Annotated in this window: 20 protein-coding genes; all 20 read left to right on the plus strand. The window is 62.8% G+C overall.

Annotated features, from left to right (window positions below; all coding sequences use genetic code 11):
* Nucleotides 1-178 precede the first annotated feature (178 nt).
* The 20 genes from ATC00_RS09725 (at nucleotide 179) to visR (ending at nucleotide 20984) form a co-directional block, all read left to right on the plus strand.
* Nucleotides 179-991, plus strand: a complete 813-nt coding sequence (locus ATC00_RS09725) for a DeoR/GlpR family DNA-binding transcription regulator (RefSeq protein ID WP_037378547.1) — start codon at nucleotides 179-181, stop codon at nucleotides 989-991.
* 125 nt (nucleotides 992-1116) lie between these two features.
* The gene (rhaS, locus tag ATC00_RS09730) at nucleotides 1117-2106 is read left to right on the plus strand and encodes a rhamnose ABC transporter substrate-binding protein (RefSeq protein ID WP_064252637.1); all 990 of its coding nucleotides are present in this window, start codon (nucleotides 1117-1119) and stop codon (nucleotides 2104-2106) included.
* A 266-nt stretch (nucleotides 2107-2372) separates the two neighbouring features.
* Nucleotides 2373-3884 (plus strand): sugar ABC transporter ATP-binding protein, encoded by a 1512-nt coding sequence (locus tag ATC00_RS09735; RefSeq protein ID WP_064252638.1) that lies wholly within the window; start codon nucleotides 2373-2375, stop codon nucleotides 3882-3884.
* On the plus strand, nucleotides 3881-4861 hold the full coding sequence (locus tag ATC00_RS09740; protein ID WP_064252639.1) for an ABC transporter permease: 981 nt from the start codon (nucleotides 3881-3883) through the stop codon (nucleotides 4859-4861). Before ATC00_RS09735 ends, ATC00_RS09740 begins: the two co-directional genes overlap by 4 nt.
* Complete coding sequence (locus ATC00_RS09745; protein ID WP_037378554.1) at nucleotides 4861-5865, plus strand: ABC transporter permease; 1005 nt, start codon at nucleotides 4861-4863, stop codon at nucleotides 5863-5865. The genes ATC00_RS09740 and ATC00_RS09745 overlap by 1 nt, the downstream gene beginning before the upstream one ends.
* Before the next feature lie 10 nt (nucleotides 5866-5875).
* The gene (gene rhaM / locus ATC00_RS09750; RefSeq protein WP_037378557.1) at nucleotides 5876-6190 is read left to right on the plus strand and encodes an L-rhamnose mutarotase; all 315 of its coding nucleotides are present in this window, start codon (nucleotides 5876-5878) and stop codon (nucleotides 6188-6190) included.
* Nucleotide 6191: 1 nt separating this feature from the next.
* Nucleotides 6192-7586 (plus strand): FGGY-family carbohydrate kinase, encoded by a 1395-nt coding sequence (locus ATC00_RS09755; protein ID WP_064252640.1) that lies wholly within the window; start codon nucleotides 6192-6194, stop codon nucleotides 7584-7586.
* A 656-nt stretch (nucleotides 7587-8242) separates the two neighbouring features.
* Complete coding sequence (locus ATC00_RS09760) at nucleotides 8243-9850, plus strand: globin-coupled sensor protein (RefSeq protein ID WP_064252641.1); 1608 nt, start codon at nucleotides 8243-8245, stop codon at nucleotides 9848-9850.
* Between the two features lie 30 nt (nucleotides 9851-9880).
* The gene (locus tag ATC00_RS09765; protein WP_037378563.1) at nucleotides 9881-10174 is read left to right on the plus strand and encodes an STAS domain-containing protein; all 294 of its coding nucleotides are present in this window, start codon (nucleotides 9881-9883) and stop codon (nucleotides 10172-10174) included.
* A 4-nt stretch (nucleotides 10175-10178) separates the two neighbouring features.
* Nucleotides 10179-10544, plus strand: a complete 366-nt coding sequence (locus ATC00_RS09770; RefSeq protein WP_014761079.1) for a response regulator — start codon at nucleotides 10179-10181, stop codon at nucleotides 10542-10544.
* Between the two features lie 19 nt (nucleotides 10545-10563).
* Entirely contained in the window at nucleotides 10564-12861 is a 2298-nt protein-coding gene (locus tag ATC00_RS09775) for a chemotaxis protein CheA (RefSeq protein WP_064252642.1), read from the plus strand.
* A gap of 5 nt (nucleotides 12862-12866) precedes the next feature.
* On the plus strand, nucleotides 12867-13334 hold the full coding sequence (locus ATC00_RS09780; RefSeq protein WP_037378570.1) for a chemotaxis protein CheW: 468 nt from the start codon (nucleotides 12867-12869) through the stop codon (nucleotides 13332-13334).
* A complete protein-coding gene (locus tag ATC00_RS09785; protein WP_064252643.1) occupies nucleotides 13331-14239 on the plus strand; it encodes a protein-glutamate O-methyltransferase in 909 nt (302 codons plus the stop codon). The genes ATC00_RS09780 and ATC00_RS09785 overlap by 4 nt, the downstream gene beginning before the upstream one ends.
* Nucleotides 14236-15288: a protein-glutamate O-methylesterase CheB gene (gene cheB / locus ATC00_RS09790; RefSeq protein ID WP_037378575.1), complete on the plus strand. Its 1053-nt coding sequence runs from the start codon at nucleotides 14236-14238 to the stop codon at nucleotides 15286-15288. The genes ATC00_RS09785 and cheB overlap by 4 nt, the downstream gene beginning before the upstream one ends.
* The gene (locus tag ATC00_RS09795; protein ID WP_012706841.1) at nucleotides 15288-15677 is read left to right on the plus strand and encodes a response regulator; all 390 of its coding nucleotides are present in this window, start codon (nucleotides 15288-15290) and stop codon (nucleotides 15675-15677) included. The genes cheB and ATC00_RS09795 overlap by 1 nt, the downstream gene beginning before the upstream one ends.
* Nucleotides 15674-16225, plus strand: coding sequence for a chemoreceptor glutamine deamidase CheD (gene cheD, locus ATC00_RS09800; RefSeq protein ID WP_037378578.1), 552 nt, complete (start codon nucleotides 15674-15676; stop codon nucleotides 16223-16225). Before ATC00_RS09795 ends, cheD begins: the two co-directional genes overlap by 4 nt.
* Before the next feature lie 51 nt (nucleotides 16226-16276).
* The gene (cheT, locus tag ATC00_RS09805; RefSeq protein ID WP_037378581.1) at nucleotides 16277-16669 is read left to right on the plus strand and encodes a chemotaxis protein CheT; all 393 of its coding nucleotides are present in this window, start codon (nucleotides 16277-16279) and stop codon (nucleotides 16667-16669) included.
* A 306-nt stretch (nucleotides 16670-16975) separates the two neighbouring features.
* Entirely contained in the window at nucleotides 16976-18655 is a 1680-nt protein-coding gene (gene fliF / locus ATC00_RS09810) for a flagellar basal-body MS-ring/collar protein FliF (RefSeq protein ID WP_064252644.1), read from the plus strand.
* Between the two features lie 840 nt (nucleotides 18656-19495).
* Nucleotides 19496-20233 (plus strand): transcriptional regulator VisN, encoded by a 738-nt coding sequence (gene visN, locus ATC00_RS09815; RefSeq protein WP_064252645.1) that lies wholly within the window; start codon nucleotides 19496-19498, stop codon nucleotides 20231-20233.
* A 10-nt stretch (nucleotides 20234-20243) separates the two neighbouring features.
* On the plus strand, nucleotides 20244-20984 hold the full coding sequence (gene visR / locus ATC00_RS09820; protein ID WP_037378587.1) for a transcriptional regulator VisR: 741 nt from the start codon (nucleotides 20244-20246) through the stop codon (nucleotides 20982-20984).
* Nucleotides 20985-21061 lie beyond the last annotated feature (77 nt).

A 21061-nucleotide genomic window follows, 5' to 3' on the forward strand; every position in this document is an offset into this window, starting at 1 on the left:
GCCGCCGGCACGAGGGGCCGCGACGATAAGATCGGCATCAGATCACACGCTCGATGCGCGGATGTCAATCAAAAACGATCAAAAACGTTCATATTGCAGCGCACAATGAAAAAAGATGATTGAAACTGATTGACAATGCGCGGGACTGATGGAAGCATGCAGGACATCGGAGGAGCGCATGCACGAGAAAGAAAGACATAGGATCATCCTGTCGGCAGTGCAGGAAAAGCCGGTCGTGACCGTGCCCGAGCTCGTCGAATTGACTGGCAGTTCCGAGGCGACGATCCGCCGCGATGTCGCGGCGCTGCATGTGCAGAAGCGGCTACGCCGGGTGCGCGGCGGCGCCGAGGCGATCAACCCGCCACAATTCGTCGGCCTCGCCGGCCGGCCCTTCAGCGTCAACGAGGGCCTGCATGCGCGGGAGAAGCAGGCGATCGCCCGCGAAGCGGTGGCGCTCTGCCAGGACGGCGAGCCGATCATCATCAATGGCGGCACGACGACCTTTCAGATGGTGCATTTCCTCGCCAACCGCCGGATGCAGGTCTTCACCAATTCGTTCCCGATTGCCGAGCACCTGCTCAAGCACTCGAAAAACACGGTGATGCTTTCCGGGGGCACGATCTACCGCGAGCAGAACATCATCCTGAGCCCCTTCGACAACGACGTGACGCGCAACTTCTATGCGCGCCGCATGTTCATGGGCGCGCAGGGGCTTGGGCCGCTCGGCCTGATGGAGGCCGATCCGCTGCTGATCCAGGCCGAACAGAAGCTGATCGACCAGGCCGACGAACTGGTCGTGCTCGCCGATTCTTCGAAATTTCACAAGCGTTCGAGCCTCATTCTCTGCGGCCTCAAGCGCATCGCCACTGTGATCACCGATTCGGGCATCGAGGACAGGCATGCCTCGATGCTCGAAAGCGCCGGCGTCAACCTTGTCATCGCCAATGCAAGGCCGAAGGTCGACGCGGAAACTGCTTCGACATCCGCCTGAAGCGGATGGGGAGGGGGAATGGGAGGCGGCCTGACCGGGAAAGCCGGTAGCAAGACCGTCGGACAGAGTTGTCGGGTCGGATGATGCATCCACTCCGGATGCGGGACCCAAGGGAGGAGAAAGTGATGAAAATACTCAAATCATTGATGGTGACGGCCGCCGTCGCGGCGGCGCTCATGGCGAACGCCGCCCATGCGGAGAACAAGAAGATCGCGCTCGTCGTCAAGGCGCTCGGCATCGGCTTCTTCGAGGCGGCCAACAAGGGCGCCCAGGAAGCGGCCAAGGAACTCGGCGACGTCGAGATCATCTATACGGGTCCGACCTCGACGACAGCCGAAGGTCAGATCGAGGTGATCAACTCGCTGATCGCCCAGAAGGTCGATGCGATCGCGGTTTCGGCCAACGACACCGACGCACTCGTGCCGGCGCTCAAGAAGGCTATGGACCGCGGCATCAAGGTTATTTCCTGGGATTCGGGCGTCGCCAAGGAAGGCCGGCTGATGCACCTCAATCCGTCGTCGAGCCCGCTGATCGGCAACATGATCATCAAGCTCGCCGCCGATAACCTGCCGGAAGGCGGCGACGTCGCCGTGCTATCGGCCTCCGCCACGGCCACCAACCAGAACACCTGGATTGCCGAGATGAAGAAGGTCCAGGGCAACTACAAGGGCATCAATGTCGTGGCCACCGTCTATGGCGACGACCTGGCCGACAAATCCTATCGCGAGACGCAGGGCCTCATCCAGTCCTATCCGAACCTGAAGGCGATCATTGCCCCGACCTCAGTCGGCATCGTCGCCGCCGCTCAGGCCGTCACCGATGCAGGCAAGATCGGGCAGATCAACGTCACCGGCCTCGGACTTCCGTCCGAAATGGCCGGCCACGTGAAGTCCGGCGCCTCGAAGTCCTTCGCCATCTGGAACCCGATCGACCTCGGCTATTCGGCAACGATGATCGCCTATGACCTCATCGGCGGTGCCGAAGCCAAGCCCGGCGCGGAACTGAAGATGGGTCGCATGGGCACGGTGAAGCTCGACGACAACAATGAAGGCGCCATGGCCGACCCGTTCGTCTATGATGCCAAGAACGTCGAAGAGTTTGCCAAGATCTTCTGATCGGCGAGGGTGAGGGCGCACTTCCCCTCATCTGGCCTGCCGGCCACCTTCTCCCCGCAGGCGGGGAGAAGGAAACAAGTGGCGACGTCACGCCTCTTCATGGATGCCGGCGGAGAACGCGGGCTGTGACAGGTCCCCTCTCCCCGCGAGCGGGGAGAGGGCTAGGGTGAGGGGCAGCCTTATCCTCGTTGTGCCTGAGCGACCGCCCAATGGAAACGACTGAACTGGTGGACTCTCTCTTGTTGCAGGAACCAACCACATCGCGGATGAAGCCCGCCATCACGCTTGAGGGCATATCGAAGTCCTTCCCGGGCGTGCGTGCGCTCTCCGATGTCTCGCTGGCTCTCTATCCGGGTTCGGTGACGGCGCTGATCGGCGAGAACGGCGCCGGCAAATCGACGCTCGTGAAGATTTTGACGGGCATTTACCAGCCGGATGCCGGCGTGATCCGGGTCGGCGACGTGGAAACCACGTTCCCCACCGCCCTTTCTGCGGCGCGCGCCGGAGTCACGGCGATCCATCAGGAGACGGTTCTCTTCGACGAGCTGTCCGTCGCCGAAAACATCTTCCTCGGCCACGCCCCGCGCAACCGCTTCGGTTTCATCGACTGGCAGAAGCTCAATGCCGATGCCAAGGCCCTGCTGCTGCGGGCCGGCGCGGATTTCGATCCGACGATCCGGCTGCGCGATCTCGGCATCGCCAAGAAGCACCTTGTGGCGATCGCCCGCGCTCTCTCGGTCGATGCGCAGGTCGTGATCATGGACGAGCCGACGGCGGCGCTGTCGCACAAGGAGATCCACGAGCTCTACGCGCTGATCGAGCGGCTCAAGGCCGAAGGCAAGGCGATCCTCTTCATCAGCCACAAGTTCGACGAAATCTTCCGGATCGCCGATCGCTACACGGTCTTCCGAGACGGCACGATGGTCGGCGGGGGTCTGATCGCCGACGTCCACCAGGACGATCTCGTCCGCATGATGGTTGGCCGGGCGGTTGATTCCGTCTACCCCAAGAAGGAGGTCAGGATCGGCGAACCGGTGCTGACCGTCTCCGGCTACCGCCATCCGACCGAATTCGAGGACATCAATTTCGAGCTGCGGCGCGGCGAAATCCTCGGCTTCTACGGCCTGGTCGGCGCCGGCCGCTCGGAATTCATGCAGTCGCTGATCGGCATCACCCGGCCGTCGGCCGGCGCGGTCAGGCTCAATGGCGAGGTGCTGGTCATCCGCAGTCCGGCCGAGGCGATCCGCGCCGGCATCGTCTATGTGCCCGAGGAACGCGGCCGGCAGGGTGCGATCATCGGCATGCCGATCTTCCAGAACGTCACCCTGCCGTCGCTTTCGCACACCTCGCGCTCGGGCTTCCTGAAGCTCGCCAACGAATTTGGCTTGGCGCGCGAATACACGTCGCGCCTCGACCTGCGCGCCGCCTCGCTCGATCAGGACGTCGGCACGCTCTCCGGCGGCAATCAGCAGAAGGTGGTGATTGCCAAGTGGCTGGCGACGAAGCCGAAGGTCATCATTCTCGACGAGCCGACCAAGGGCATCGACATCGGCTCCAAGGCCGCCGTCCACGCCTTCATGAGCGAGCTCGCGGCGCAAGGCTTGAGCGTCATCATGGTCTCTTCTGAAATCCCGGAGATCATGGGCATGTCCGATCGCGTCATCGTCATGCGCGAAGGCCGCATCGCCGGCCGCTTCGAGCGCTCCGAGCTAACGGCCGAAAAGCTGGTGCGCGCGGCGGCGGGCATCGAAGCGCAACTCAACGGGAGGGCCGCATGATCGCCAAGCTCCTCAAAAACCGCGAGATGCTGCTGGTTGGCGCAATCGCCGTGCTGCTCGCTTTGATCGCCTTGCGCTTTCCGGCTTTCGTTGGCCCGTCGAATCTCGCTCGCGTCTATAACGACACGTCGATCCTGATCATCCTGGGGCTTGGCCAGATGGCCGTGATCCTCACCCGATGCATCGATCTGTCGATGGCGGCGAACCTGGCGCTTTGCGGCATGGTTGCGGCCATGCTGAACGCCGCCTTTCCCGGCCTGCCGATCCCGCTCATCATTCTTGCCGCCATGGCGCTCGGCGGTCTGCTCGGCATAGTCAATGGTGCGCTGGTCTGGAAGCTCGACATCCCGCCGATCGTCGTCACGCTCGGAACGCTGACGATCTATCGCGGGCTGATCTTCCTGCTGACCGACGGCAAGTGGATCAATGCCCACGAGATGAGCGACGCCTTCAAGGCGCTGCCGCGGCTCGATCTCGCCGGCTTCCCGGTGCTTTCCTGGCTGTCGCTGCTGATGATCGCCGTGATGTTGCTGGTGATGAGCCGCACGCCGCTTGGCCGTGCCTTCTATGCCGTCGGCGGCAATCCGCATGCGGCGATCTATACGGGGATCGATGTCGGCCGCACCCGCTTCTTCGCCTATTGCCTGTCGGGCGCGCTTGCCGGCCTCTCCGGCTATCTCTGGGTGTCGCGCTATGCGGTCGCCTATGTCGACATCGCCGCTGGCTTCGAGCTCGACATCATCGCGGCCTGCGTCATCGGCGGCATTTCGATCGCCGGCGGCATCGGCTCGGTGGCCGGCGCGGTGCTCGGGGCGCTCTTCCTCGGGGTCATCAAGAACGCGCTGCCGGTGATCAACATCTCGCCCTTCGCGCAGATGGCGATCTCCGGAACGGTCATCATCATTGCCGTTGCCGTCAATGCCCGCGCCGAACGGCGCAAGGGCCGGGTCATTCTCAAGAAAGCGGAGGCGGTCTGATGGCTGACGCTCAACTCTCTCCCCGCAACATCCCGGATCGCCTCGAAACGGGCGGCGCACGCCTGATCAAGAGCTGGGAGGCGCTGCTCATCGTCGTGGCGACGGTAATCTTCCTCGGTAATTCCTTCGCGTCGCCCTATTTCCTCGACCCGTGGAATCTGTCCGACGCCACTTTCAACTTCACCGAAAAGGCGATGATCGCCTTTGCCATGGCGCTGGTGATCATCTCGGGCGAGATCGACCTCTCGGTCGCCTCGATCATCGCGCTCGCCTCGACGGCCATGGGCTATGCGGTGCAGCTCGGCGTCGACACGCCGGCGCTCGTCGCAATCGGTCTTTCCGTCGGCCTCGCCTGCGGCGCCATCAACGGCTTGCTGATCACCGGGCTCGGCCTGCCGTCGATCGTCGTGACGATCGGCACGATGAGCCTGTTTCGCGGCCTGTCCTTCATCATTCTCGGGGACCAGGCCTTCACCGGCTATCCGGAAAGCTTCGCTTGGTTCGGCCAGGGCTATGTCTGGTGGGTCTTCTCCTTCGAGTTCACCCTCTTCGTGCTGCTCGCCATCGCCTACGGCGTGCTGCTGCACAAGACGAATTTCGGCCGCGCCGTCTATGCCATCGGCAACAACCAGACGGCGGCGCTCTTCTCGGGCGTGCGGGTGGCGCGCGTGAAGTTCACGCTGTTCCTGCTGACAGGCATGATGGCCGGGCTCGCCTCGATCTGCCTCACCTCTCGCCTCGGCTCGACGCGCCCCTCGATCGCGCTCGGCTGGGAGCTCGAGGTCGTGACCATGGTCGTGCTCGGCGGCGTCAACATTCTCGGCGGCTCGGGCACCATACCGGGCGTCGTTCTGGCGGCGCTGATCATGGGCATGGTCACCTTCGGCTTCGGCCTGTTGAACGTACCGGGCATCGTCATGTCGATCTTCATCGGCCTGCTGCTGATTTCGGTGATCGCCCTGCCGATCCTGTGGCGGCGCGCCCGCCGCCGTCTCGCGCATTGAGGTTTCTCCCATGGAAAAATACGCGTTCCGCATGCGGCTCAATCCTGGCATGGCCGAGGAATACAGGGCGCGCCACGACGCGATCTGGCCCGAGCTGGTGGCTCTGCTGAAAGACGCCGGGATATCGGACTACTCGATCCATCTTGACGAGGAGACGAACCTGCTCTTCGGCGTGCTCTGGCGTGCAGAGAACCACAAGATGGCCGATCTGCCGTCGCACCCGGTGATGCAGGAATGGTGGGCCCATATGGCCGACATCATGGAAACCCGTGCCGACAACGAGCCGGTCGCCGTGCCGCTCAACACCGTCTTCTATCTCAGCTGACATGAAGACCGTCGCCGTCATCGATATCGGCAAGACCAACGCCAAGGTCGCGTTGGTCGACCTCGCGCGCTTCGAGGAGATCGCCGTCCGCAAGACGCCGAACATTGTCGTGGAGGCGGGGCTCTATCCCCACTTCGACGTCGAGCATCTCTGGCGCTTCATTCTTGGGAGCCTTGCAGAGTTGCACCGTGAACATCCCGTGGATGCGATCTCAGTCGCAACACATGGGGCGACCGCGGTGCTGCTGGACCAGGCGGGCGAGCTCGCCCTGCCGGTCCTTGACTATGAGTTTGCCGGCCCGGACGCGCTCGCCGAGGAATATGGCCGGGTGCGCCCGGCCTTTTCCGAAACAGGATCGGCCCGCCTGCCGATGGGGCTCAATGTCGGTGCGCAGCTTTTCTGGCAGCAGCGTGCGTTTCCCGAGCAGTTCGCCAAGGCCGCGACCATCCTCACCTATGCGCAATACTGGTCCTATCGCCTGACCGGCGTTGCCACCAACGAACTGACCTCGCTCGGCTGTCATACCGATCTCTGGAACCCTCTAACTGCGACGTTTTCGGCCTTGGTCGAGGGGCAGGGTTGGGCGCGGCTGTTCGCGCCGGTGTGCAAGGCGGGCGACGTGATCGGCGGCTTGCTGCCTCCGCTGGCCGCGGCCGCGGGCCTGCCAGCGGGGCTGCCGGTCTATTGCGGCATTCACGATTCGAACGCCTCGCTGCTGCCGCACCTCTTGACACGCCGGGCACCCTTTTCCGTCGTCTCGACCGGAACCTGGGTGGTGATGCTGGCGGTCGGAGGCGATCGGGTGGAGCTCGATGAAACCCGCGACACGCTGATCAATGTCAACGCGCTTGGCGACCCGGTGCCGTCTGCCCGCTTCATGGGCGGCCGCGCCTTCTCCATGCTCGTCGGCGACAATCCGCCGCCGGCCTCGGCCGCGGCCGAAGCGCGCGTGCTTGCGGAAAGCTGCATGCTGCTGCCCTCCGTTCCGGGCGGCTCCGGTCCTTTCCCCTCGGCGACGCCGCGCTGGACGGTGGACGAAGAAAAGCTCAGCCCCACGGAGCGGCTTGCCGTCGTCTCATTCCATCTCGCCCTGATGACGGCGACCTGTCTCGATCTCATCGGCGCCGGGGGTGAAATCGTCGTGGAGGGGCCCTTCGCCGCGAATTCCGCCTATCTGCGGATGCTGGGCGCTGCGACCGGCCGGCCGGTGCTCGCCAACAGCGCGAGCAGCACCGGAACGAGCCTTGGTGCAGCCTGCCTCGTCGCAGGCGCCCGGATCAGGACGGGTGCCGAAGTCTTCTCGGACGAGATTCCGGTAGGCTATGCCGGTTACGCACGGAAATGGCAGCGCTTGACCGCTGAGCATGTGGCTGCAAGCGCAACTCTCTATCGCTAGACAGAATGAAGTAGAACCCGGCGGATCTTCTTGGACTTGGTCGAAAGACCGCGTCAGAAAATGTTGCGGTTTGCCGCCCGTCTATGTTCGAGATTGATGACGATCGAGATCGCCGTCATTGCGAGGATTGCGATGCTGGCGGCGCTAATTCCAAGAACAATCATTGCTCATTCCCGTGGACGCATCTTCATGATGTCGCCTGTACCTGTGACGGTGCAGCCTGCGCGGTTCGCGCCTATTTGACCTTCGCTTCGATACTGGACGACAAGTAGAACCGCAATTCTAAACTCTTGTGATTAAAAACCTGTTGTCTCCGCACAGTAAAACGGTGCGCAGCAGCGGCGATTAGCGTGCTGGTTGCATTTTAGCGATTCCGACTACGGGCCGGAAACCGTTAACCTTCAAGCAAGGAATTAACCATAAACATGGTCCAACACGTCGGAATAGGAAGTCTCAGCTTCTCTCAAGGCATGATGCCGCACCGCCGTACCGGTTCCGGTCCGGTATGCAATCTCACAGACGTTACTTGCGGGATGGACGATAGAGAACGCTCAGGCGCGCCGATCTTACCGACTGGGCGTGACCGGCCATAGCCCTTTCAGGGGCCACATCTTCCCCCAGGCAAGTCTCGACTACGCATCAGGCCGGGGAACATCGTGCAGCGGGAAGCGTCAGATCAGGCAAGGAAGGGCCAGGCGGGCAGTCTGCTCGAGCGCCTGCGCTTTGCCGGGCTCGACGAGGGAGCCTGTGCGCTTCTGCGGGACCGTCGCCAGGCCCTGTCGCCGCGTATCGAGCTCGCGCTGCGTGACCTTTTCCACCGGTTGCAGACCAACCCGGACGCCGCTCGCCATTTCGACAACGATCGCCAGCTCGACCGACTGCACGATCTTCAGTCATCGCACTGGAATGTGCTGACCGATGCCCGTTTCGACGGGCTCTATGCCGAGCGCGTCAAGGTACTCGCCGACACGGAAGCGCGCATGGGCCTCGACCCGCGCTGGCAACTCGCGAGCCATGCGGTGGTGCTGGAGCATCTCATCGTCGGCGCCATCGAGGATGCCTGGCCCAAACTCCCTTTCGGCAAGGCACGCAGGGATGAACTCTGCCGGCTCGTCGCCGCTCTCGTGCGCGCTGCCTTCGTCGACAGCGAGATCGCCGTGTCGTTGCGCTTCAACGCGCTCCGCCAGCAGCATCAGCGCCAGCTTTCCGACCAGCGCAAAGGCGACGAGTCCGAGGTAACGGCGCTCTTTTCGGATTTCCTGCAGGCCCTCGCAGACGGCAACTTCGGCGCCCGCCTGCCGACGGAGACGGCCGACTTCTACCGGCCGATCACCTCCGGGCTGAACGCCGCCCTGGACCAGATCCAGCAGGCTCTGTTGTCTGGAGACAAGCGTGCCTCCGCGGCCGAAGACATGGTGGAAAGCCTTCGCAGCCGCACCAACGCGTTTTCCGGCGCCGCCGGCGGCGAGGCCGAGGCCCTGACTGGCCAGGTCGCAGCGCTTGGGGCGATGACCGAACGCATGCGCTCCGGCTCGATTCGGATCAGCGAGGCCGAGGCCAAGGCGAGCGAAACGCGCCGTGCTGCAGAGCGCAGCGGTGAGATTGCCGGTCAGGCGATCTCTGCCATGGCGGACATCGAGGCTTCCGCGGAAAAGATCGGCCAGATCATCGGCGTCATCGACGAGATTGCCTTCCAGACCAATCTGCTCGCCCTCAATGCCGGCATCGAAGCGGCACGCGCCGGCGAGAGTGGCCGCGGCTTCGCGGTCGTGGCGCAGGAAGTCCGGGCGCTGGCGCAGCGCTCCGGCGAGGCGGCGCGCGAGATCAAGCAACTCGTCAACGGCACGAAGACGCAGGTCGAAGCCGGCGTCGAAATCGTCGGTCAGACGCAGAATGCGATCAGCAGCATCGTCGAACAGGTGATCTCCATCAATGCCGCCGTCGCTGGCATCGCGCGCGAGGCGGAATCGCAGGTCAGCGATCTGGCCGCCGCCGCTTCCGAGATCGGCGGCATTTCGACGGCGATGGGCCGAAGCGCGACGCTCGCCGGTGAGGCCGCGGCTTCGACCGAGGATCTCCACGGCACCATTCTGGAGCTGGGACAGACGATCCGCCGCTTCCGTTTCGAGCGTCAGGCGGGATTGAGGGCTCCGACCTTTGTCCCGCCGTCTGCGCTTTTGCCGCAAGTCGATGAGGACGAACGAGCGATGCCGTTCAGCGATGACGCCGCCGCCGGGCGGCAGGTCGCCGGATCGCGGCGCTAGGGTCAGTGAACAGGTCAGTCGAGGGACAGAATGGCCAGCAGGAACACCGCAAAGAAATCGCTGAAGCTCGCTCCGGTCCTGGACCTGAACGAGGCGACGGCGCTGCATGAAAGGCTGCTATCGCTCAAGGGCGCTCCGGTCGTGATCGATGCGTCCGCCGTCGAGCGGATCGGAACGCTCTGCGCACAGGTGCTGATGGCCGGAGCAAGAAGTTGGGAAGAGGATCGGATGTCCTTCACCTTTGCCAAGGTGTCGGACGCTTTCGTTAAAACGACACAGCTCATCGGCGTGGACATCGCGCCCCTGATGGCAAAGGAGATTTGAGAAAATGAAGAAGAGAGTTCTGACTGTGGACGACTCCCGGACGATCCGGAACATGCTTCTTGTTACCCTCAACAATGCCGGCTTCGAAACGATCCAGGCGGAAGATGGCGTTGAAGGCCTCGAAGTGCTGGAGACGGCCAATCCCGACGTGATCGTCACCGACATCAACATGCCCCGCCTCGACGGCTTCGGCTTCATCGAAGGCGTGCGCAAGAACGACCGCTACCGTGCGGTTCCCATCCTGGTGCTCACCACCGAAAGCGACGCCGAGAAGAAGAACCGTGCGCGGCAGGCGGGCGCTACCGGCTGGATCGTCAAGCCGTTCGACCCGACCAAGCTGATCGATGCCATCGAGCGCGTAACGGCCTGAAATCCGAGGGTAGCGTCCAATGGATATGAACGAAATCAAAGAGATTTTCTTCCAGGAATGCGAGGAGCAGCTCGCGGAACTGGAGTCGGGTCTCCTGAAGCTCAATGACGGTGATCGCGATCCCGAGACGGTCAACGCGGTCTTCCGCGCTGTCCATTCGATCAAGGGTGGCGCCGGCGCGTTCGGGCTGGATGACCTCGTCTCGTTTGCGCATGTCTTCGAGACGACGCTCGATTGCGTTCGATCCAACAGGCTTGAGCCCAACCAGGACGTCCTGAAGGTGATGCTGAAATCGGCGGACGTGCTTGCCGATCTCACCAACGCCGCCCGGGACGGCGGCAGTGTCGACGAGGCGCGCAGCCGTCAGCTGATCAAGGAACTCGAAGCGCTCGCCAATGGTGAATTGCCGCAGGCGGCCGCTGTCGAGCCGGTCGCAAGGCCGGCGCCTGTTGCCGCGCCGGCACCAGCACCCGCAGCCGCTCCGGCGGTCACAGACGAAGGCTTCCAGCCCGTTGCCTTCTCCTTCGACGAGTTCGAGGCGAACGAGCCTCCGGCAATCGAGCCGACGACTTTCGAAATCCTCTTCAGGCCGAAATCTGAACTCTATGCCAAGGGCAATGACGCGACGCTGCTGCTGCGCGATCTCTCGCGTCTCGGCGAGATGAGCATCCATTGCGACATGGACGGTCTGCCGGCGCTTGGCAGCATCAATCCGGAGGCCGCCTACTTCGCCTGGAAGATCTCGCTGAAGACCGACAAGGGCGAAGAGTCGATCCGCTCGGTTTTCGAATTCGCCGAGTGGGATTGCGAGCTTGAGGTGACGCTCGCCGGCGACCATGCCGCTCCCGGCGAAGAATTGCCGATGCAGCCCGTTCCGTTCGATCTGTCTATGCTCGACGAGGAAATACCAGCCTCGGCCGGCGCGGGCGAGGATGATGATCAGGTTGCGGCCCAGCAGCGCGAGGCGCGCGACGACGCGGTGTCGGCTGCGGCGACCGCGAGCAACGTTCTGCAGATGGCACAGACCGCACGCGCGCCTGCCGAAAGCAACAGGAGTGCGGCATCCGCCTCGGCGGCACAGGCAGCTGCACAGCAGGCTGCCTCTGCAGCCACCCCGACGATCCGCGTCGATCTCGACCGCGTCGACCGGCTGATCAATCTCGTCGGCGAGCTCGTCATCAACCAGGCGATGCTGTCGCAGAGCGTCATCGAAAACGACACGAACGGTACGTCGTCGATCAATATGGGTCTCGAGGAGCTGCAGCAGCTCACCCGCGAAATCCAGGACAGCGTCATGGCGATCCGCGCGCAGCCAGTGAAGCCGGTCTTCCAGCGCATGTCGCGCATCGTCCGCGAAATCGCCGATATGACCGGCAAGTCGGTGCGCCTCGTCACCGAGGGTGAGAACACGGAAGTCGACAAGACGGTCATCGACAAGCTGGCCGAGCCGCTGACGCACATGATCCGCAACGCGGTTGATCACGGGCTCGAAACGCCGGAAAAGCGCGTCGCCGCCGGCAAGAACCCGGAAGGCACGGTGCGGCTGACGGCGAAACACCGGTCCGGTCGCATCGTCATCGAGCTTGCCGATGACGGCGCCGGCATCAACCGCGAGAAGGTCCGGCAGAAGGCCATCGACAACGATCTGATCGCCGCCGATGCCAATCTCTCGGACGAGGAAATCGACAACCTGATCTTCCACGCAGGCTTTTCGACCGCCGACAAGATCTCCGACATTTCCGGCCGCGGCGTCGGCATGGACGTTGTCAAGCGCTCGATCCAGGCGCTCGGCGGACGTATCAACATCTCGTCGAAGCCGGGGCATGGCTCCGTCTTCACCATGAGCCTGCCGCTGACGCTCGCCGTCCTCGACGGCATGGTGGTGACGGTCGCCAACCAGACGCTCGTCGTGCCGCTGACGGCAATCGTCGAAACGCTTCAGCCGGAGGCCTCGGCGATCCACAGCTTCGGTGCCTCCCAGCGGCTGATTTCGATCCGCAACTCCTTCTGCCCGCTGGTCGATGTCGGACGCATCCTGAACTTCCGCGCCACCCAGGCCAATCCGGTCGAAGGGGTGGCGCTGCTCGTCGAGTCCGAAGGCGGCGGCCAGCGCGCCCTGATGGTCGATGCGATCCAGGGCCAGCGCCAGGTTGTGATCAAGAGCCTCGAGGCGAACTATACCCATGTGCCGGGCATTGCGGCGGCCACCATTCTCGGCGACGGGCGCGTGGCGCTCATCCTCGATGTCGATGCGATCGTCGCGGCCTCGCGCGGACACTCCCTGAAACCTGAAATGTCTCTTGCTGCAGCCGGATAATACTCATGACCTATGCCGCAAAAAATCTGACGACTGGCGGACGGGAGCTGATCGCTTTCCGCGTCGGCGGCCAGGAATTCTGCGTCAACGTAATGTCGGTCCGCGAAATTCGCGGCTGGACGCCTGCGACCGCGATGCCGCACGCACCGGGCTACATGCTCGGCGTCATCAACCTGCGTGGCGCGGTGCTGCCGATCATCGACTTTTCGGCGCGCCTCGGCATGAAGCCGGCCGAGCCGACGGTCCGCCACGTGATCATCGTCGCCCAGGTGAAGAGCCAGGTTGTGGGACTTCTGGTCGATGCCGTATCCGACATCCTGACCGTCTCGGATGGCGACATCCAGCCGACTCCGGATATCGCGTCGGACTTCGAAAGGAGCTTTGCCCGTGGCGTCCTGGCGATCGAGGGACGGATGATCTGCCTCGTCGAACTCGACCAGGTCTTCCCGCAAGAGGAAAGGGAAGCGGCATGAGAGCCCAGGCCACTTTCGAGCAGAAGCTGTCGCCGGACGAGTGCCTTGCGGCTGGCGAATATCCGCTAACGCGGCGTGACCTCAGCGAAATCGCCGCGATGATCTATGCGGATGCCGGCATCTACCTGAATGAATCCAAGGCGTCGCTGGTCTATTCTCGGCTGTCGAAACACATCCGCAATCTCGGTCTCAAGGGATTCCGCGACTACTGCCAGCTCGTCGCCTCCCCGGCGGGCGCTGCGGCGCGCCGCGACATGCTCTCTCATCTGACCACCAACTTCACCCGCTTCTTTCGAGAGAACCATCATTTCGAGCACCTGAAGACCGACGTGCTGCCGGGCCTGATCGCCCGGGCCAAGAACGGCGGCCGGGTCCGCATCTGGTCGGCGGCCTGCTCGGACGGCCAGGAGCCCTATTCGATCGCGCTGACGGTGCTGTCGCTGCTGCCAAATGCCCCCGAATATGACTTCCGAATCCTGGCGACCGACATCGATCCGAAGATTCTGGCGCTCGCCCGCGCCGGCGCCTATGACGCGACGGCGCTCGAAACGGTAAGCCCCGCCATGCGCAAGCAATGGTTCCGGGAGGTCGAAGTGAACGGCCGTGGCAAGTGGCAGATCGATGACCGCGTCAAGCGGCTGATCACCTTCAACGAGCTCAATCTGATGGCACAATGGCCGCTCAAGGGGCCTTTCGACGTGATCTTCTGCCGCAACGTGGTGATCTATTTCGACGAGCCGACGCAGATGAAGATCTGGTCGCGATTTGCAGGCGTGCTCGACACCGGCGGGCATCTCTATATCGGTCATTCAGAGCGCGTCTCGGGGGACGCCAAGGCGATCTTCGACAATATCGGCGTCACCACCTATCGCCATACCGGCAAATTCCATGGAGGTCGGGCATGAACGCTCCCGCCCGTGTTCTCGTCGTCGATGACTCGCCCACCATGCGCGGGCTGATCTCGGCTGTGCTCAATGCCGATCCGGAGGTAAAGGTCGTCGGCCAGGCGGCCGATGCGCTCGAGGCTCGCCAGGCGATCAAGCAACTGGATCCCGACGTCGTCACCCTCGACATCGAGATGCCGAACATGAACGGCCTCGAGTTCCTCGACAAGATCATGCGTCTGAGGCCGATGCCGGTCATCATGGTCTCGACGCTGACCCACAAGGGCGCCGAAGCGACGATCGCCGCACTCGAAATCGGGGCCTTCGATTGTGTCGGCAAGCCGCACCCCGGCGACCCCAATCCCTTCGGCGGCCTGGTGGAGAAGGTCAAGGCGGCAGCGCGATCGCAGCGCAAATCGATGATCACCAGCAACCGGGCGGCATCGACGCCGGCTGTAAGCAGCGCTTCCGACTACAAGGCGGGCCGCAAGATCATCGCGATCGGGGCCTCCACCGGCGGCGTGGAGGCGCTGATTGCGGTCTTGCAAAAATTCCCCGCGAATTGCCCGCCGACGGTGATCACCCAGCACATGCCGCATACATTCACCAAGAGCTTTTCCGAACGGCTGAACCGGCTCTGCGCGCCGACCGTCCATGAGGCGACCGACGGCGCCCGTCTCGAAGTCGGCAAGGTCTATCTGGCGCCGGGCGGCGACCGGCACCTTCAGGTCGCCAATTCATCCTCGCCCTGCTGCAGGCTGGTCGACCGGGAACCCGTCAACGGCCATCGCCCGTCGGTCGACGTGCTGTTCGATTCGGTCGCCGAACTGGCGGGGCGCAATGCGATCGGCGTGATCCTGACCGGCATGGGCCGCGACGGCGCGGCCGGTCTCCTCAAGATGCGGCACGCCGGGGCGCGCACCTTCGGACAAAACGAAAAGACTTGCGTCGTCTATGGAATGCCCAGAGTGGCCCACGAATTGGGTGCTGTCGAAACACAGCTCCCCCTCGGATCGATCGGGGAGGAGATATTGAAGACCGCAGCAGCCCGGAAGGAAGGAAGCGAATAATGTCCATCGCCGAAAAGATTAAGGTTCTGATCGTCGACGATCAGGTCACGAGCCGACTGCTCCTGGGCGACGCCCTCCAGCAACTCGGCTTCAAGCAGATCACTGCCGCCGGCGACGGCGAGCAGGGCATGAAGATCATGGCCCAAAACCCGCACCACTTGGTCATCTCGGACTTCAACATGCCGAAGATGGACGGCCTGGGCTTGCTGCAGGCGGTTCGCTCGAACCCGAACACCAAGAAGGCGGCCTTCATCATCCTGACCGCTCAGGGCGACAGGGCGCTCGTCCAGAAAGCCGCGGCGCTCGGCGCCAACAACGTTCTCGCCAAGCCGTTCACCATCGAAAAGATGAAGGCAGCGATCGAGGCGGTGTTCGGGGCACTGAAATAATGTTGGAAGCTGCCGGCAGGCGTGTGCATGTCATTCAGGGCGAGTTCAAGGTCGTCAACGATCCGGATGTCGTTCTCTCGACCATTCTCGGCTCCTGTGTGGCTGCCTGCATGCGCGACCCGGTCACGGGCGTCGGCGGCATGAACCATTTCCTGCTGCCCGGCTCTTCGACGTCGCCGGCGTCGGCCGGTGACGCGACGCGCTACGGCGTGCATCTCATGGAACTGCTGATCAACGGTCTCTTGAAGGAGGGCGCGCGCCGCGATCGGCTCGAGGCGAAGATCTTCGGCGGAGCCAGGACGATTGCGCGCTTCTCGAATGTCGGCGAGCAGAACGCCGCCTTTGCGCGGCAGTTCCTGCTCGACGAGGGCATCCGCGTCGTCGGCGAGAGCACCGGCGGCGAGCATGGCCGCAAGCTGGAATATTGGCCGGTGACCGGTCGTGCCCGCCAATACGCGCTGACCGGTGTCGAAGCCCAGCGCGCCATCCATCAGGAGCGGCCGGCACCCGCACCGAAGCCGGTGGAAAGCTCGATCGAGTTCTTCTGACCGCGTCGGCGGCGCGAGCGGGCAAAGATTCTTTTCAATGTGAGAAAAACGATGCAGACCGACCACCAGAGCTACATGCCTCACGCGGAAGAATCGCTGCCAGACGTGCTGATGCGCATCGTCACCGAACTCCACGACGTCGCCTATCTCATCGAGCGGATCGAGCCGCAGCTCTGGAACAGCCATGATGCCTCCGCAACTGATCCGGCCGACAAATTGATGGTGCTCCAGGGCGTCGATCTGGCGGTCCAGAAGACCCGGGGTCTTGCCGAATTCATCGACACGATCACCGCATCGATCCCCGACACGTGCCTCGTGGACATCTCCACGGCCGTGAACCTGGTCAAGCTTGCCGACATGAAAAAGGCGCTCGGCAGCGGCCTGTTGCGCCACGGCCACTCGCAGCCGCTCACCAAGGCCGCGGGCGATTTTGAGGCGTTTTGACGCTACAGCGCCGCGCGTCTTATCAGACGCGCAAAGGTCGCTGTAGCACTTTGAGTTGCTGCATGTCTTTGTCCTTAATCGAGGTCGATTTTAAGGAGACATGCAGTAGACGAGAGGGGCGCGTAAGTCGGCCCTCGACCATCATCCTTCTGCTCCGACAAGTTCGCGCAAGTTTCGCCGCCTAGCTTCGCTTCCGGGGCTGGTAGATTCGCGCATATCGATACCTGCTTACCAGAATGTTTGATCTTCGCATGATGCCGTCGAGTGCCGGCAAGGGTGCCATGCGATACTGGGTGCGGAAACAGAATGAATCTGTTCGATCAATTCTCGACGTTCACGAAAAACCTGAGCAATCTCGGGCAGAGCAAGCTGATAGCGCTCGGCGCGGCCGGCATCGTCGCGATCGGCTTCGTCCTCGGCGCTGCGATCTACGTCAACAAGCCAGCCTATGAAACGCTCTATGTCGGTCTCGAGCGCAGCGATGTCACCCAGATCAGCATAGCGCTTGCTGAGGCCAATCTCGACTTCGAGGTCGGCGCGGATGGCGGCAGCATTCAGGTGCCGGTCGGCATGACCGGCAAGGCTCGGCTGCTTCTGGCCGAGCGAGGCCTGCCGAGCAGCGCCAACGCCGGCTACGAACTCTTCGACAATGTCGGCTCGCTCGGGCTCACCTCCTTCATGCAGGAGGTGACCCGCGTTCGTGCATTGGAGGGCGAGATTGCCCGCACCATCCAGCAGATCTCCGGCATCGCGGCGGCCCGTGTCCATATCGTCATGCCGGAGCGGGGCAGCTTCCGCAAGGCCGAGCAGACGCCGACAGCATCGGTGATGATTCGTGCGAGTGCGACGGTCGGCCGGAGCGCCGCCTCGTCGATCCGCCATCTTGTCGCTTCGTCCGTGCCGGGCCTCGATGTCGACGATGTCACCATTCTCGATTCGACCGGTCAGCTTCTTGCTTCGGGCGACGACCCGGCAAACAGCGCCCTCAATCAGTCGCTCGGCGTGGTGCAGAACGTCCAGACCGATCTCGAGAAGAAGATCGACAACGCGCTTGCGCCCTTCCTCGGCATGGACAATTTCCGCACCAGCGTCACGGCCTCGCTCAACACCGACGCCCAGCAGATCCAGGAGACCATGTTCGACCCCGAATCGCGGGTGGAGCGCTCGACGCGGGTCATCAAGGAAGAGCAGAAATCCAGCCAGCAGCAGCCGGACAACGCCGCGACCGTCCAGCAGAACGTGCCCCAGGCGGCGCCGCGCGGCGGCGCCGGCCAGCAGTCGAGCGACGAGGCGGAGAAGAAGGAAGAGCAGACCAACTACGAGATCAACAGCAAGACGATCGCGACCGTCAAGAACAGCTATGCGATCGAGCGGCTGTCGATCGCCGTCGTGGTCAACCGCGGCCGCCTGGCAGCGATGGTCGGCGAGGGGGCCGATCAAGCGAAGATCGATGCCTATCTCCAGGACATGCAGAAGATTGTCGCGTCCGCTGCCGGTGTCGATCCGAACCGCGGCGACGTGGTCACGCTGAACGCGATGGATTTTGTCGAGACGCAATTGCTCGACCAACCGGTGGCCGGGCCGGGCGTCATGGAAATGCTGACGCGCAATCTCGGCGGCATCATCAACTCGCTGGCCTTCATCGTCGTCGCCTTCCTGGTCGTCTGGCTGGGCATGCGCCCACTCGCCCGCCAGATGGGCTTTGGCGGTCAATCCGGTCAGCTCGAAGGCGAGGGTGCCGGTCTCGAATTGCCGGATTTCTCTCCGGCCGGCGCCGGTGCCGCAAGCGGCGCCCTCATGGAGGGCTTCGGTTCGGACTTCGGCTTCGACAGCACGGACGACCTGCTCAATCTCGGCGACGACAGCAACGGCTTCAATCGCCGCGTCAAGGAGGGCCCGGAGCGCCGGCTCGCGCGCATGGTGGAGATCAGCGAGGAGCGCGCCGCAAAAATCCTCCGCAAATGGTCCCTCGACCGCGCCGCCTAAAATCCTTCGAGGAGGCCCCGCGGACAATCCCGCCGTACCGGCGGGATTTCGCGTTTCCCTGACGCAGGAGTGACGTCGGGTCGCATTGCCGCGATGTGACGAGGCGGCGGAAATAGTGTTCGAGTCAATTCCCTGGCATCGGCTGGAGCGCCTAACCTGTCGCAAGAATGCGTGTCGGCGGGGCGAGTCTAGGCGAGGTGCGGATCGAAAAATTTAAAGATAATTTTAACCATACTAGATTCGGACCGGTCGACGCCGCCCCTCTATCTGTACCTGTCGACTGCCGTTTGTTTCCCCATGACTCAGCTTAGCTCAGATATAACTATTATGAATTGAAATAGAGGTTGGTTCTTCTTTGAATCTATACAGGTGCTGTGACCATCCCTGGCGGCTCGGACTTGGTGCATTTTAGCAACAGCCGCTGTTCGAAAGTAAAGTCCGTTCCTCTATATTCGATGGCGTGAGGCGTTGAAGGCGCCACAAATCACTGGAAAGTGACCGTATCTACCCCTTTGGCGTGTCTCTGGCGTTAGGCACGAGAGCTGAGATGGGTGCTGGCGTTCCGTGAGACACTAATAAAAATCAAGTGGATACTAAAGCAATCTGGTGGGTGCGCCAGCGCTGTCCACCAGAGGTAAACCGGTAGGTGACTAGCTGCTCTACTTAGGGGTGCGTAAGCAAGTTGTGTCTCAATCACAGTGCATTTTTAGGGGCGGCGATGTACAGTTTAGATATTGATTCGCGTTCTGGTTTGCGTGTGGGAATGCCGGCTCCGGTGGCTGTCGGCAGGGCAAGTGTAGCTCGCAAGGGGCGTCGAATCCGGCACGGGGGCTGAAAGTCATGGAAATTACACAGACTAGCGCGGCCTGGTCTTTGCAGACCGCCGCGCCGCGCATGAGCAGTCGCGGCATATCGCGCGAACAATTGATCCGCAGGCTCGGGGACGCGGCCGCGCGCAGCAGTCTCGCCAACGGGCTGGTGATCCTGACGGAATATGTCGGAGCGACCCACTACCTGCTGGCTCGCCACGATCTGTCGCAGGACGGCGGACTTGATTTCGTCCTGTGTTCCGATTGGCCCTTCGACGTCGTGCGGCGTCTCTCGAGCATCGTTATCGGTCTGAACGCCAAGACGACCGAGTTGGAAAAATGCCTGGCCGCGCTGCAGCCGTGCTTCCAGGTCCTGCCGGACGACATCGATCTGCCGCGCGGGGTCAATCGTTCCTACTGCGCCGTCACGTTCAATGTCGGCCGTGTTCGTTTCTCATTGATGCTGCTGTTCCCCGAGGACGTCATCCTCTCCCAGGAAGGGTTGCGCGATATCGCCGTGCTCGCAAGCTATCTCGCCAGTTTCAAGGCCGATGGCGGCGTACGGCAGGACCGGGACTTCGAGCTGACCGAGCGCGAGCTCGAATGCCTGTACTGGATTGCCGAAGGCAAGACGAGCGAGGAGATCGCCGTCATCCTCGGCATCTCCCGCAACACGATCAACAACTACATCACCAGCGTCATGCGCAAGACCGCGACGCGCACCAGGTCGGAAGCCATCGCCCACGCCGTCCGGCACAATCTGGTATAGGAGCGAGACGATGATGCACCTGGATTCGGAGAGCCGCTCGGACGATGCCCGACTCGGTCGCAGCACGCGCGCGGCACGCGCTGCCACTCTGGTCACGCGCCTGCAGGCGATGCAAAGGCAGATCAACGCGAAAAATTTCGCGGTCCTGCGCGTCAATGGAAGAGGGATGCCGGTAACCCGCAAGCTCACCTGCGTCCTGAACAATTGGGGTGCCGCTTCCGAAGCGAATGCGCATGAGCTCCTGAAGATCTATGGCGAGGAGTTGCTCCAGCACCTCGATCGTTCGCCGCTGGCGCTGCTGTGGGACGGCCAGGGAGAGCATCAGGCAGCCGACGCTCCGGACATGGCGCTTTTTTCGCAGCGGCTGAAGGGGCGGCAGCTCTCCTATTCGGGCATCGCCTTCCCGATACGGCTCGGTGCCCAGGGCAACGGCTATGTGGTTTTTGCCGGCAGCTATATCGACGCGCCGGCCGAGCAGATCCTCGACCTGCACGGGCGCTGCGCGCAGGTGATGACCGACATGCTGGCGGCTGACGAACGACGCCCGTTCAAGGGCGAGAGCCTCAGCGACCGCGAGATCGCCTGCCTGCAGATGGCCGGCGACGGCTATATCAGCGAGGAAATCGCCGAGAAGATGGGCCTTTCCGTCCACACCGTGAACGCCTATCTCGGCGCCGCCACGACGAAACTCGATTCCGTCAACCGCATACAGGCGATCGCCAAGGCAATACGGCTCGGCTATATCAGCTAGACTAGTGCCCGTCCATAAACGGTAAACTGCTGAAATTATTGGGTGAATCGCGATATCTGCGCGGGCAAAGCCCGGCG

Origin of the sequence: Sinorhizobium americanum (assembly GCF_001651855.1) — a bacterium.
Taxonomy (GTDB): Bacteria; Pseudomonadota; Alphaproteobacteria; order Rhizobiales; family Rhizobiaceae; genus Sinorhizobium; species Sinorhizobium americanum.

Coding starts and splice junctions, on each gene's coding strand:
- ATC00_RS09725 (WP_037378547.1), top strand. CDS start 179: ATGCACGAGAAAGAAAGACATAGGATCATCCTGTCGGCAGTGCAGGAA.
- rhaS (WP_064252637.1), top strand. CDS start 1,117: ATGAAAATACTCAAATCATTGATGGTGACGGCCGCCGTCGCGGCGGCG.
- ATC00_RS09735 (WP_064252638.1), top strand. CDS start 2,373: ATGAAGCCCGCCATCACGCTTGAGGGCATATCGAAGTCCTTCCCGGGC.
- ATC00_RS09740 (WP_064252639.1), top strand. CDS start 3,881: ATGATCGCCAAGCTCCTCAAAAACCGCGAGATGCTGCTGGTTGGCGCA.
- ATC00_RS09745 (WP_037378554.1), top strand. CDS start 4,861: ATGGCTGACGCTCAACTCTCTCCCCGCAACATCCCGGATCGCCTCGAA.
- rhaM (WP_037378557.1), top strand. CDS start 5,876: ATGGAAAAATACGCGTTCCGCATGCGGCTCAATCCTGGCATGGCCGAG.
- ATC00_RS09755 (WP_064252640.1), top strand. CDS start 6,192: ATGAAGACCGTCGCCGTCATCGATATCGGCAAGACCAACGCCAAGGTC.
- ATC00_RS09765 (WP_037378563.1), top strand. CDS start 9,881: ATGGCCAGCAGGAACACCGCAAAGAAATCGCTGAAGCTCGCTCCGGTC.
- ATC00_RS09770 (WP_014761079.1), top strand. CDS start 10,179: ATGAAGAAGAGAGTTCTGACTGTGGACGACTCCCGGACGATCCGGAAC.
- ATC00_RS09775 (WP_064252642.1), top strand. CDS start 10,564: ATGGATATGAACGAAATCAAAGAGATTTTCTTCCAGGAATGCGAGGAG.
- ATC00_RS09780 (WP_037378570.1), top strand. CDS start 12,867: ATGACCTATGCCGCAAAAAATCTGACGACTGGCGGACGGGAGCTGATC.
- ATC00_RS09785 (WP_064252643.1), top strand. CDS start 13,331: ATGAGAGCCCAGGCCACTTTCGAGCAGAAGCTGTCGCCGGACGAGTGC.
- cheB (WP_037378575.1), top strand. CDS start 14,236: ATGAACGCTCCCGCCCGTGTTCTCGTCGTCGATGACTCGCCCACCATG.
- ATC00_RS09795 (WP_012706841.1), top strand. CDS start 15,288: ATGTCCATCGCCGAAAAGATTAAGGTTCTGATCGTCGACGATCAGGTC.
- cheT (WP_037378581.1), top strand. CDS start 16,277: ATGCAGACCGACCACCAGAGCTACATGCCTCACGCGGAAGAATCGCTG.
- fliF (WP_064252644.1), top strand. CDS start 16,976: ATGAATCTGTTCGATCAATTCTCGACGTTCACGAAAAACCTGAGCAAT.
- visN (WP_064252645.1), top strand. CDS start 19,496: ATGGAAATTACACAGACTAGCGCGGCCTGGTCTTTGCAGACCGCCGCG.
- visR (WP_037378587.1), top strand. CDS start 20,244: ATGATGCACCTGGATTCGGAGAGCCGCTCGGACGATGCCCGACTCGGT.